The organism is Streptosporangium sp. H13245, assembly GCF_055690525.1.
Genome location: NZ_JBSZKT010000013.1, coordinates 122,316 through 134,642, shown reverse-complemented (window position 1 = coordinate 134,642; position 12,327 = coordinate 122,316). Strand labels below are relative to the sequence as shown.

The following is a 12,327-nucleotide window of genomic DNA, read 5'->3' as shown; positions in this document are numbered from 1 at the left end:
TCTCAGGATCTTCGGTGTGGAAGGGACTCCCGCGCCCGCGTGTCGCGCACCGTGTGACGGGAGCCCCCTGTGGTATCCGGGTGCCGCCGGTACGGGAACCGCGTGCGCCCCCTTCCCCGGAGAAAGGCGTACGGCCGTGGTGCCCAGGTGGCACCGGCATCGGGAGCCGTGTGCGCGCCCTCTCCTGGGAGGGACGTACGACCGCGGTGTCCGGACGCCGCGCGTACCCCTTCCCGGCGAGGGACGTGTCCGGACGCCGCGTGTGACCCCGGAGAGGGACGCGTGGCGACCACCGGCGAGGGTCTGGCGAGACCCCGGTGGCGACAGGGTCCGCACCAAAAAACGCGCCGGAACCGTGCCGGGAACACGCCTGGACCGTGCCGAAAACACACCGGGACTGTGCCCGGAACACACCGGGACCGTGCCGGGACCACGCCGGAAGCGCGCCGGGAGCGCACGGCGAAGGGCGCCCGGCGGAGGCCGGACGCCCTCGGTCGTCCTTGACGGGGTCGTGCGCTAGAGCGACTCGACGACCTCGCGCATCAGGCGGGCGGTCTCGCTCGGGGTCTTGCCGACGCGGACGCCGACCTTCTCCAGGGCGTCCTTCTTGGCCTGGGCGGTACCGGCCGAGCCGGACACGATCGCGCCCGCGTGACCCATGGTCTTGCCCTCGGGAGCGGTGAAGCCCGCCACGTAGGCGACGACCGGCTTGGTCACGTGCTGCTCGATGTAGGCGGCCGCGCGCTCCTCGGCGTCGCCGCCGATCTCACCGATCATCACGATCGCGTCGGTGCCCGGGTCGTCCTGGAAGGCCCGCAGCGCGTCGATGTGCGTGGTACCGATCACCGGGTCACCGCCGATGCCGACCGCGGTGGAGAACCCGATGTCACGCAGCTCGTACATGAGCTGGTAGGTCAGCGTGCCCGACTTCGAGACCAGGCCGATGCGGCCCGCGCTGGTGATGTCGGCCGGGATGATCCCCGCGTTCGAGGCACCGGGCGAGGCGATGCCGGGGCAGTTGGGCCCGATGATCCGGGTCTTGCCGCCCTTGGCGACCGCGTACGCCCAGAACTCGGTGCTGTCGTGGATCGGGACGCCCTCGGTGATGACCACGCAGAGCGGGATCTCGGCGTCGATGGCCTCCTTGACGGCGCTCTTGGTGAACGCCGGGGGCACGAAGACGACCGACACGTCGGCGCCGGTCTCCTTGATGGCCTCCGCGACGGTGCCGAAGACGGGCAGGCCCTCGTGGACGGTGCCCGCCTTGCGGGCGTTGACGCCACCGACGACGCGGGCGCCGGAGGCGAGCATCCGGCGGGTGTGCTTGGTGCCCTCACCGCCGGTCATGCCCTGGACGATGATCTTGCTGTTCTCGTTCAGCCAGATGGCCATTACGCACCTACCGCGGCGAGCTCGGCGGCGCGCTTGGCCGCATCGTCCATGGTGTCCACCAGTTCGACGCCGGAGAGCTTGGCGTCGGAGAGAATCTGACGCCCGAGTTCGGCGTTGTTGCCGTCCAGACGGACGACCAGCGGGCGGCTCACGCTCTCGCCGCGGGCCTCCAGCAGCTGGAACGCCGAGACGATGCCGTTGGCGACCGCGTCACAGGCGGTGATGCCGCCGAAGACGTTGACGAAGATCGACTTCACCGCGGGGTCGGAGATGATGATCTCCAGGCCCGCGGCCATCACCTCGGCCGAGGCGCCACCGCCGATGTCGAGGAAGTTGGCGGGCTTGGGCTGGCCGGGGAACGCCTCGCCGGCGTAGGCGACGACGTCCAGGGTCGACATGACCAGGCCGGCGCCGTTGCCGATGATGCCGACGGAGCCGTCGAGCTTGACGTAGTTGAGGTCCTTGGCCTTGGCCGCGGCCTCCAGCGGGTCCTCGGCGTCCTTGTCCTCGAAGTCCGCGTGGTCCGTCTGGCGGAAGGACGCGTTGTCGTCGAGGGTGACCTTGCCGTCGAGGGCCTTCACCTGGCCGTCGGCGGACAGGATCATCGGGTTGACCTCGACGAGGGAGGCGTCCTCGTCGACGAAGGCGCACCAGAGCTTCTCGATGAGCTCGGCGGCGCCGTCGAGCGCGGCCTCCGGCAGCCCTCCGGCCTGGACGATCTCACGGGCCTTGGCCCGGTCGACGCCGTCCAGGGGGGAGATCGGAACCTTCGCGACCTTCTCCGGGGTGCTGTGCGCGACCTCTTCGATGTCCATGCCGCCCGCGGCGGAGCAGATGGCGAGGAACGTACGGTTGGCGCGGTCGAGCAGGAAGGAGAAGTAGTACTCCTCCGCGATCGCGCTGGCCTCCTCGATCAGGACCTTGTGGACCGTGTGGCCCTTGATGTCCATGCCGAGGATGTCGGTGGCCTTCCGCTCGGCGTCGGCGGCGTCGTCGGCGACCTTCACGCCACCGGCCTTGCCTCGACCACCGGTCTTGACCTGGGCCTTGACAACGACACGGCCGGTCAGCTGCTCGGCTGCCGCCCGTGCCTCCTCCACGGTGTGCGCGACCACGCCGCGCGGCACCGGGATGCCGTACTCCGCGAAGAGCTCCTTCGCCTGATGTTCGAACAGGTCCACGAGGGTCCGTCCTTGCTTGTCCGGCTGGTGTACAGATGTGAGCGGGCCGACTCCATGATCCAAGGGGGAGCCCGGCGGTTTTGCGCCAATGAAGCCTAGCCCGCCTGACGGCATGACCAGGTAACCGGGTCCCAGATCGTACGCCCGAATGCCGTGGGCGCCGAACCGCCGGTCCCGCGAGGCGGTCAGACCGGCCGGAGGAACGGCGGGGGATCGTCGGGGCTTGTCAGACGGGTGAGGGGATCGCGCTGCGCACCCAGTCGACGATCTCGTGGGTGGTGGCGCCCGGGGTGAAGACGCGTGCGACGCCCATCTCCTGGAGCACGGGCATGTCGGCCTCGGGGATGATCCCGCCGCCGAACACCACGATGTCGCCCGCGTCGTTCTCCTTCAGCAGCTCCAGCACCTTGGCGAAGAGCGTCATGTGCGCGCCGGACAGGATGGACAGCCCGATCGCCGCGGCGTCCTCCTGGATCGCGGTGCGCACGATCTGCTCGGGCGTCTGGTGCAGGCCGGTGTAGACGACCTCCATCCCGGCGTCCCGCAGCGCCCGCGCCACGATCTTCACACCCCTGTCGTGACCGTCCAGCCCCGGCTTGGCGATGACGACGCGGATCCTTGACACGGCATCCATCCAGACCTCCTTGTCTGCGCTCCCCTCGCGACGTGGGAGCTGTCCGCAGCGTAACCGGCCACGTCTCGCCGAGCTCGGCGGGCCACCGTGAACCACGGTACAGCCGTACGGATTTCATCGCTTTTTCCGTACGTCACCGGGGCCGTCTCCCGAACGGCCACACCCCGATCAAAACCGGCCGGAATGCGCGGGAGAACCGAGACCTCACGGGAAAAGGAAACTAACCGTCCGTGATTGACCGAAAGCAAATACGCGTCCCCCTTCATAGCCGGACGACGGCTCCCCAAAGGCCAGGAAGGTGTCTCTGCACCGAATATGCACGATCAATTCAAGGCAATCCTCCAAATGCGCTACCATTCCGTGATCTTGCTCCACAAAAATGTGTTGCCCCTCCCCCAGCAGGGTGGAGGGATCAATCAGGAGGACTTTCCTTTGAAGCGATACATCGCCGGGCTGGCGTGCGCCGCAACGGCCGTGCTGGGCGTTCCGGCGCTGGCATCGACCGCGCACGCACAGGCCGCCGATCCGGTCAGCGCACTGAAGAAGCAGTTCAAAAACGGTCTCGGCGTCACGTACGTCGACACCACCAAGGTGCGTGCCGCGTACGGGAGCGCGGTCGTGGCCCAGCGCAAGGGGGTGTTCCAGTTCGGCGCCTCCGGAATCGGCGCGTCGGACCAGACCGCCAGGCTGCGCCTCAAGGCGAGCGACATCGCGGCGATTTCCGAGGAGGCGAGCGAGGAGGAGGCCAAAGTACTGGCCGGCCTGGCGAAGCCCGAGCGGGTGATCCGCGTCAAGAACATCTCTTACATCTCCGGCGGCATCTTCGGCCAATTGTTGCCCGAGGACAAAACGTGGCTGAAAATTCCCGGCGGCCCCCTGGGCAACGTCGGCCGGTTGAGCCAGCTCGTCAACCCGGCCGAACCCGCGACGCTCAAGGCCCTGCTCGCCCGCGCCACGGTCAAGCGTCCGACCGCCTACTCGGGAAAGATCACCTTCGGTGAGCTCTACAAGCTCTCACCGTGGTTCCGGGCCGGTAGCTACGTTCCCCCGACGGCCAAGCAGTCGAAGAGCGTGGTGCAGTGGAAGCTGGTTCTCGGCCCCGATCTTCTCGCGAAGAGCCTGACCACCACCTATCCGGGGAGCGCCCTGGCCGCCGCGCCGGGGTCGACGGTGTCGGTCGAGACCCGCTACACCGGCTGGGGCTCCAAGGTCACGGTCAAGGCGCCGCCCGCCGACCAGGTCGCCCAGCAGGGCGACCTGGACAAGGGCGTGGAGACCGACGTCCCCATCCCCCTGCTGAGCGGCGGCAGCTGATCACCGCGCTGATCGCCTCACGCTGACGGTCCCACGCTGATCACCGCGTTGATCGCCTCGTACCGATCATCGCGCTGATCGCGTCTCGCGCCACACGGGCCGCGCCCGGCGGGTCTCACCCGCCGGGCGCGGCTCGCGGCGTTCTCCGGCCGTACGGGACCCGTCGCCTTCGGCGATTCTTGATCCGATATTTCGGGATATAGGTAAGAATCTTCTTCCGCCCTCCGCGACGACGCGAGGACACATACGGGAGGATCCCCTCGATGAGGCGAATGATCGCCGCCCTGACCGGCGCCACCGTGGCATCACTGATCGTTCCCACGCTGGTGACCGTCGCCCCGGCGAGCGCCAGGACCGCCTGGGCCGCCCAGGCCACGCAGACCGCGGCCGCCGACCCGGTCTCGGCGCTGAAGCGCCAGTTCAGGACCCACAGGGGCGTGAAGCTCACCGAGAACACGAAGATCGTCAGCGAGAACAAGAAGCAGCGGGCGATCTTCACCCGGCGGAGCGGCGTGCTGGAGTTCGGCAGGACCGGCCTGTTCGCCTCGGACCTGACCACCAAGTTCAACCTGCCCTCCCAGGAGGGTGAGCTCAAGGGCCTGTTCAGCCCGACGCGGACGATCTCACTGAAGGGCGTCAGCTACACCTCGGGCGGCGTCTTCGCCGAGTCCATGCCCGAGGGCAAGAAGTGGCTGCGCACGCGCGGCGACACGGCCTCCCTGGTCAGCGCCGTCCAGCAGATCATCAGCACCGTCGAGCCCGGCACGCTGAAGGCGACCCTGGCCCACACCGGCGCCAGGCGTCCCGGCGGGACGTGGGACGGCACCCGGACCACGGTCCACTCGGGCACGATCACGCTGGCCGAGCTCTTCAAGGTCTCTCCGGCGGTACGCGCGCTGCTGACCAAGAAGCCCACCGGCAGGTCCGCGACGCTCCCGGTGACCTGGAAGATCTACATCGGCTCCGACCAGCTGGTCCGCCGGGTCGTGTCGTCGTACACGGAGTCGACCCGGGGCCTCAGCAGCACCGCGCTGACCTACGTCAACGACACCCGCTACACCGGCTGGGGCACCAAGGTCACGATCAAGGCGCCGCCCGCCGACCAGGTGGTCGAGTTCGACCAGCTCATCGGCGACACCACCCAGCCGGAGGACCCCATCAGGGAGATCTTCAAGGGCTGAACCGGCCGGTCCGGCCGGCTCGGGTTGAACCCCTGAACCAGCCGGACCGGCTCAGGCCCAACGGCCGAACCGCACGCGCCGCCAGGGCTCGCTCGAAGGTCAGAGCTTCTCCAGCGGCGCGTACGCCAGCAGCAGGGTCTTCTCGCCCCCGCCACCGAAGTCGATCTTGACCTTGGTCTTCTCCGCGACGCCGTCCACGGACACGACCGTGCCCAGGCCGAACTGGTCGTGGGTGATCCGGTCGCCGGGGGTGAGGTTGGGGATCTGCCTGCCGCCGGGCTTCCTCGCCGGGGTGGGACGGGAGTCGCGGCGGGTGGCGGCGCTCCAGGCGCTCTTCTCCGGGTCGCTGCGCCAGTCGACCAGCTCGGTCGGGATCTCGGCGACGAACCGGGAGGCCGGGTTGAAGGCGGGTGAGCCCCAGGAACTGCGGACGGCCGCCCGGGAGATGTAGAGGCGCTGCTCGGCCCGGGTGATGCCGACGTAGGCCAGGCGGCGCTCCTCCTCCAGCTCCTTGGGCTCGCCGAGAGAGCGCATGTGCGGGAAGACCCCGTCTTCCATGCCGGTAAGGAACACCACCGGGAACTCCAGCCCCTTGGCGGTGTGCAGCGTCATCAGCGTCACCACGCCCTGGCCGCCGTCGGCCGCCGGGATCTGGTCGGCGTCGGCGACCAGGGAGACCTGCTCCAGGAACTCCACCAGCGTGCCCTCGGGGTTGGCCTCCTCGAACTCGGAGGCGACCGAGACCATCTCGTCCAGGTTCTCCAGGCGGCTCTCGTCCTGCGGGTCGTTGGAGGCCGTGAGCTCCAGGCGGTAGCCGGTGCTCGCCAGCACCTCCTGGGCCAGCTCCGAGGGCGTCATGTCGTCGGCCTTCACCATGAGCTCGTCCATCAGCGCGACGAACTCCTTGATGGCCTTGAGCGAGCGGGTGGCCATGCCCGGCGCGTCGTCCGCCCGGCGGAGCCCCTCCCAGTAGGGGATCCGCTCCCTGGTCGCGAACGCCTCGACCATCGCCTCGGCCCGCTCGCCGATGCCGCGCTTGGGCACGTTGAGGATGCGGCGCAGCGAGACCACGTCGTTCGGGTTGGACAGGAAGCGCAGGTAGGCGAGCAGGTCACGGACCTCCTTGCGCTCGTAGAAGCGCACCCCGCCCACCACCTTGTACGGGAGGCCGGTCCGGATGAAGATCTCCTCGAACACCCGGGAGGCGGCGTTGGTCCGGTAGAACACCGCGACCTGGCCGGGCACGACGTCCTCGTGGTCGGTGAGCCTGTCGACCTCCTGCGCGACGAACATGGCCTCGTCGTGCTCGTTGTCGGCGACATAGCCGGTGATCTTCGATCCGGCGCCCTGGTCGGACCAGAGGTTCTTGGGCTTCCGGCTCGCGTTGCGCGAGATCACCGCGTTGGCGGCGGACAGGATCGTCTGGGTGGAGCGGTAGTTCTGCTCCAGCAGGATCGTCCTGGCCTCCGGGTAGTCGCGCTCGAACTCCAGGATGTTGCGGATCGTCGCGCCACGGAAGGCGTAGATCGACTGGTCGGCGTCACCGACCACGCACAGCTCGGCCGGGGCGACCCCGCCCTCCCTGACCACGTCCCCGTCGGCGGTGCGCGGCTCGGGACGGCCCGCGATCTCGCGGATCAGGGTGTACTGGGCGTGGTTGGTGTCCTGGTACTCGTCGACCATGATGTGGCGCCAGCGCAGCCGGTAGTGCTCGGCCACGTCGGGGAAGATCTGGAACAGCGTCACCGTCAGCATGATGAGGTCGTCGAAGTCCATCGCTCCGGCCTCGGTGAGCTTCTGCTGGTAGTTGCGGTACGCCTCGGCGAGCTTGCGCTCCAGGTGGGTGGACGCCTGGGCCGCCGCCGTCTCGTAGTCGACCAGCTCGTTCTTGAAGTTGCTGACCTGGGCGGAGAACGACCTCGGCGGGTAACGCTTGGGGTCGAGGTCCATCTCGCGGCAGACCATCGCCATCAGTCGCTGGGAGTCGGCCTGGTCGTAGATGGAGAAGCTCGTGGGGAAGCCCAGGCGCTTGGCCTCGCGGCGCAGGATCCGCACGCACGCGCTGTGGAAGGTCATCACCCACATCGCCGCCGAGCGCGGGCCGATGAGCCGGTCGACCCGGTCCTTCATCTCCCTCGCGGCCTTGTTGGTGAAGGTGATCGCCAGGATCTCCTGCGGCTGCACGCCCCGCTCGCCCAGCAGGTAGGCGATGCGGTGGGTCAGCACCCGGGTCTTGCCGGAACCCGCGCCCGCGACGATGAGCAGGGGGCTGCCGTGGTGCACGACGGCCTCGCGCTGCTGGGGGTTGAGCCCGTCGAGCAACGGATGGGTCAGGGAAGAGGCTGGGATCGACACGTCACCTAGGTTAGAGCGACCGACCGACAACCGGGTCCAGCCGTCGCAAAGGAATGCGGGTGGACTTACCCACGGTTGTGCTGACCAAGCGGTACGCGGAAAAACGGAAAGGTCCTCCCATGCTTTCGGAAAACGAGATCAACCGTGTACTAGCGGTCACCGCACACCCCGACGACGTGGACTTCGCCGCCGCGGGCACGATGGCGCTGTTCACCGCGCGAGGCGTCGAGGTGACGTACTGCGTGGTCACCGACGGCGACGCGGGCGGCTTCGACCGCGAGCTGGACAACGGCGGTATGGCCGAGCTGCGCCGGGCCGAGCAGTCCAACGCCGCCAAGGCCGTCGGCGTGACCGACGTACGCTACCTCGGCCACCACGACGGGACCGTGGTGCAGAGCCTGGACCTGCGGCGCGACATCACCCGGGTCATCCGCCAGGTGAAACCCGACCTGGTGATCACCCACAGCCCCGAGCGCAACTACCGGTTCATCGCCCCCAGCCACCCCGACCACCGCGCGGTCGGCGGCTGCGCCCTCGACGCCGTCTATCCCGACGCGCGCAACCCGTACACCTTCCCGTCGCTGCTGCTCGACGAGGGACTGGAGGCGTGGACCGTCCGCGAGGTCTGGCTCAACGGCGGCCCGACACCCGACCACTACGTGGACGTCACCGACACCTTCGACCGCAAGCTCGCCGCCCTGCGCTCCCACGCCAGCCAGATCGGCCACCTGGAGGACTTCGAGAGCTTCCTGCGGGGCCGCTTCTCGCAGATCGCCGTCGAGGCGGGCTTCGGCGAGGGCCGCTACGTCGAGGCCTTCCAGCGGGTCCCCACCCTCTGATCTCCCCCGGGAGGCCCCGCACCCCGACAGGGAAGAGCCGGGGCCCCCTTCCGGTCACCACCGGCGGCCTGAAAGCCTGGAAGGCACCTGACGGGAAGCCCACGCCGTCGCCCGGGGAACCATCGGGAATCCGGAAGCCCGGAAGGCACCCGGCGGGAAGCCCACGCCGTCGCCCGGGGCACCATCGGAAGCCCGGCAAGCACCCGACAGAAAGCCCACGCCGTCGTCCCGGTCACCATCGAAAGTCCGGAAGCCCGGAAGTCTGAGAAGTCTGAAAGGCACCCGACGGGAAGTCCGCGCCGTTGAACAGCATCCATCTGTCGCTCGCCACCGCCGTCGTCGTCCTCCTGCTGACCGCCGGAGCCGCCGCCGTCGCCTGGCTCGGCCGCCTCGGGCACGCGCCCGCGGTGCTCGTGGCGTGCCTGCGCGCCGTCGTCCAGCTCGGCGCGGTGTCCCTGATCATCGTGTGGGCCGTCGAGCACGCGCTCGCGGTGACGGTCTTCGTGCTGGTCATGTACGGGGTGGCCAGCGTGACCGCGGGACGCAGGATCACCTCGGGCCCCGCCGTCCGGTGGGCCGCGGTGCCCGTCGCGGCCGGGACCGTACCGGTCCTGGCGTTGCTGTTCGGCAGCGGCGTCGTCCCGCCCCTGGGCATCACGCTGATCCCGATCGCGGGCATCCTGCTGGGCGGGTGCCTGACGGCCACGGCCCTCGCGGGGCGGCGGGCCCTGGACGAGCTGGCCCACCGGCGGGGCGAGGTGGAGGCGGCGCTCTCGCTGGGCTTCTCCGAGCGGGATGCGGCACTGGAGATCTGCCGCCCGCCCGCGGCGCAGGCGCTGGTGCCCGCGCTGGACCAGACGGGAACCGTGGGCCTTGTCACGCTGCCCGGCGCCTTCGTGGGGATGCTCCTCGGCGGGGCCGACCCGCTCCAGGCCGGGGTGGTGCAGCTCGTCGTACTGGTCGCGCTGCTGGCCGCGGAGGCGGTGGCGGTGGTCGTCACGATCGAACTCGCCGCCCGCGGCTACTTCGGCAGCGGTCAGCGCCCCGGGGCGGGCTCCTCCGGCGGGGCCAGGCGGGCGAACAGGTAGCCCAGGGAGTTGGTCGCCACGTGGAACATCGCGGGAGCGGCCAGGCCACCCCTTCTGCGCAGCTCGGTGAACAGCACCCCGGCGAGGCCCGTCGTGACCACCGACCCGGCCACGACACGCGCCACCTGCCCCGCGGACACCCTCCCCGAAGCCTCCGACGCGCTCGATGGGCCCGGCATGCCCGGCACGTCCGATGGGCTCGACGGCTTCGGCGCGCCCGGCTCGCCTGACGCGTCCGATGAGCCCGGCGTGTCCGGTCCGGTGGACGCGTCCGGTACGTCGGGGGCCTGCCCCTCCGTACGGGGGTCACGAGTGTCGGGGGCCTCCCCCGCGGCCAGGCGGCTCAGGGCGGGGTTGGCGGCCATCATGTCGACGGCGGGCAGGATGTGCCAGAGGCCGAAGAGCACCGAGGAGACGGCGGTCGCCGTACCGTGGCCGTGGGAGCGGGCGACGAGGGCGTGCAGCACCCCTCGGAAGCCGACCTCCTCCAGCAGGACCGTGCCGACCGGCACCTGGAGCAGGGCCTCCTCCAGCGCGCGGGCGCGGGACAGGGACAGGGCCCGCTCGTCGCGGAAGAACCGGCGGGTGGCCGGGACGGCGATGCCCGCGGCGTAGGCCACGGCCACGGCGGAGGCGAGCGCGCCGCCGATCCGCAGGCCCCGCGAGCGCCGGTGGAATCCCAGCTCGGCCCAGGAGAGCCCGGAGCGGCGGGCCATGACGACCAGCGCGCCGGTGGCCGCGGCGGAGGTCAGCGGTGCCAGCCTCGGCGCCAGCCGGTTGTTGAGCACGTTGGCCGCCACCAGCACCGCCACCGCGCCCGCCAGCACGCCGGGCACCGCCTCACCCGCCGTCACTCCGGGCACCGTCACCGCGCCCGCCGGTACGCCCGGCACCGTCCCGGATCCGGCACGGGCGGCTCGTCCCGGCTCGCGCTCCATGCCCACGGCTGCCCACGACTCCCTCGGACGTCGTCTCGCGCCCCGCGTGCCGGGCCGCGCCGGGGAACGCGATCTTCGGATCCCCGCGAATCCGGTTCGAGGCTACGCGACGGGGGCTCAGCCCGTGGCGGCCCGGCGCCAGCCGGTGGGGAAGCGCAGGCTGCGGCGTTCCTTCACCGTCAGGCCGCCCCAGATCCCCTCGGGCTCGGCCGCGCGGAGCGCGTAGGCGAGGCACTCCTCCAGCACCGGGCACCGCTCGCAGACCGCCTTCGCCCGTGCCTCGTGCTCGGCCGACTGCGTCAGCGGGAAGAACAGCTCGGGATCGCTCGTACCGCAGGCACCTCGCGCGGCCCAGCCGATCTCCCGTACCGTCATCCGCATGCCATCACCCCCTGGTGACCCCTTGGTGACCCCCTGGTGACCAATCGTCCTCAGGGTAGGTGGACCGCGACGGCGCGACATCAGCCTCCCGAGGGATTCTTGTGTACTCATCGCGGCGTACCCGTCGCGCTGCGCTCCGCCCCTGTCGCGCCCATGATGCCTGTGCCGCCCTTCGCCTTCGTTGCGCCCGTGGTGCCCTTCGCCGTCCGCGTGACGAACTCCCGGGTCGTCCCCCGACCGGCGCGCACGCTCAGGGAGACGGGCGTGGTGTGCCTCAGCAGACGGTCGTCCCCTGGTTGTAGCCCTTGGCGAACAGCTCCTGGCGCTGCTCCGCCGTGCCGTGGGCGTCCGGGCGCAGCCAGTCGTCGGTGGGGTCGCCCGCCGCGGCGAGGTTGATCAGCAGCTCGTCCTCGTCGCCGGGCTCGGTCTGCAGCGAGTTGCCCTTGACGAGCGCGCCAAGGGTCCCCCCTGCGTAGCAGTCGGCCTGGAGTTCCTGCTCGATGTTCAGCCGGAAGGCGGTGTTCAGCTGTGCCTGCACCGCGTGCCCGAACTCGTGCGGAATGATCACGTAAACCGAGCCGTCGCCCATCCGCTCGTAGAGGTCGTTCATCCACTGTTCGTCGTAGGCGATGAAGTGTCCCACCGGGCAGTAGAAGGCGTTGTTCGGCACCGACGGCCGCCCGCCGCAGTCGGGCCCGTTCGCTCCCCGGTAGGCGGTGAACCCGGTGACCGGGCGGTAGGTCAGCCCGGCCGCGGAGAAGGTCTGCTTCCAGTACGCCTCGGTGAGCTCCCTGGCCAGCTCGACGTCCGACTCGAACGTCTGCCCGCGCGAGCTGGGTGTGGCCTGCTCTTCGGTGGGAGCGGCCTCCGGTTCCGTGCCCTCCCCCACGCTCCCGCAGGCGGTGACGGCTGCCAGGACGAGCGCCAGGAAAAACGAGAACGCTTTCATGGACCTATCGTGACGGAGTCCCGCCCCCCGCGCGAGGAAGTCGGTGCGACCGGGGACGACCGATGTGAAGACGCG

Annotated in this window: 11 protein-coding genes; 4 read left to right on the top strand and 7 right to left on the bottom strand. The window is 70.1% G+C overall.

What is annotated here, in order from left to right:
• Window positions 1-516 precede the first annotated feature (516 nt).
• The 3 genes from sucD to ACW9TB_RS21095 all read right to left on the bottom strand — a co-directional run bounded on the left by sucD (window position 517) and on the right by ACW9TB_RS21095 (window position 3,207).
• On the bottom strand, window positions 517-1,392 hold the full coding sequence (gene sucD, locus ACW9TB_RS21105) for a succinate--CoA ligase subunit alpha (protein ID WP_472749742.1): 876 nt from the start codon (window positions 1,390-1,392) through the stop codon (window positions 517-519).
• Window positions 1,392-2,573 (bottom strand): ADP-forming succinate--CoA ligase subunit beta, encoded by a 1,182-nt coding sequence (sucC, locus tag ACW9TB_RS21100; RefSeq protein ID WP_472749741.1) that lies wholly within the window; start codon window positions 2,571-2,573, stop codon window positions 1,392-1,394. Before sucC ends, sucD begins: the two co-directional genes overlap by 1 nt.
• A 226-nt stretch (window positions 2,574-2,799) precedes the next feature.
• Window positions 2,800-3,207 (bottom strand): cobalamin B12-binding domain-containing protein, encoded by a 408-nt coding sequence (locus ACW9TB_RS21095; RefSeq protein ID WP_472749740.1) that lies wholly within the window; start codon window positions 3,205-3,207, stop codon window positions 2,800-2,802.
• Window positions 3,208-3,639: 432 nt separating this feature from the next.
• Here ACW9TB_RS21095 and ACW9TB_RS21090 point away from each other — a divergent pair, with 432 nt between their 5' ends.
• The gene (locus ACW9TB_RS21090) at window positions 3,640-4,521 is read left to right on the top strand and encodes a hypothetical protein (RefSeq protein WP_472749739.1); all 882 of its coding nucleotides are present in this window, start codon (window positions 3,640-3,642) and stop codon (window positions 4,519-4,521) included.
• A gap of 263 nt (window positions 4,522-4,784) precedes the next feature.
• Window positions 4,785-5,702, top strand: a complete 918-nt coding sequence (locus ACW9TB_RS21085) for a hypothetical protein (protein ID WP_472749738.1) — start codon at window positions 4,785-4,787, stop codon at window positions 5,700-5,702.
• A 99-nt stretch (window positions 5,703-5,801) separates the two neighbouring features.
• Here the strand turns inward: ACW9TB_RS21085 and pcrA are convergent, their stop codons facing one another.
• Window positions 5,802-8,057, bottom strand: coding sequence for a DNA helicase PcrA (gene pcrA / locus ACW9TB_RS21080; protein WP_472749737.1), 2,256 nt, complete (start codon window positions 8,055-8,057; stop codon window positions 5,802-5,804).
• Window positions 8,058-8,176: 119 nt separating this feature from the next.
• Here pcrA and ACW9TB_RS21075 point away from each other — a divergent pair, with 119 nt between their 5' ends.
• Together ACW9TB_RS21075 and ACW9TB_RS21070 are read left to right on the top strand one after the other, a co-directional pair.
• Window positions 8,177-8,896: a PIG-L deacetylase family protein gene (locus tag ACW9TB_RS21075; protein WP_472749736.1), complete on the top strand. Its 720-nt coding sequence runs from the start codon at window positions 8,177-8,179 to the stop codon at window positions 8,894-8,896.
• A gap of 302 nt (window positions 8,897-9,198) precedes the next feature.
• Entirely contained in the window at window positions 9,199-9,984 is a 786-nt protein-coding gene (locus tag ACW9TB_RS21070) for an ABC transporter permease (protein WP_472749735.1), read from the top strand.
• Here the strand turns inward: ACW9TB_RS21070 and ACW9TB_RS21065 are convergent.
• From ACW9TB_RS21065 to ACW9TB_RS21055, 3 genes are all read right to left on the bottom strand, one after another.
• Entirely contained in the window at window positions 9,933-10,922 is a 990-nt protein-coding gene (locus ACW9TB_RS21065; RefSeq protein ID WP_472749785.1) for a CPBP family intramembrane glutamic endopeptidase, read from the bottom strand. The genes ACW9TB_RS21070 and ACW9TB_RS21065 overlap by 52 nt on opposite strands.
• A gap of 117 nt (window positions 10,923-11,039) precedes the next feature.
• A complete protein-coding gene (locus ACW9TB_RS21060; RefSeq protein WP_472749734.1) occupies window positions 11,040-11,303 on the bottom strand; it encodes a WhiB family transcriptional regulator in 264 nt (87 codons plus the stop codon).
• 274 nt (window positions 11,304-11,577) lie between these two features.
• Window positions 11,578-12,252, bottom strand: a complete 675-nt coding sequence (locus ACW9TB_RS21055) for a neutral zinc metallopeptidase (protein ID WP_472749733.1) — start codon at window positions 12,250-12,252, stop codon at window positions 11,578-11,580.
• Window positions 12,253-12,327: the final 75 nt, after the last annotated feature.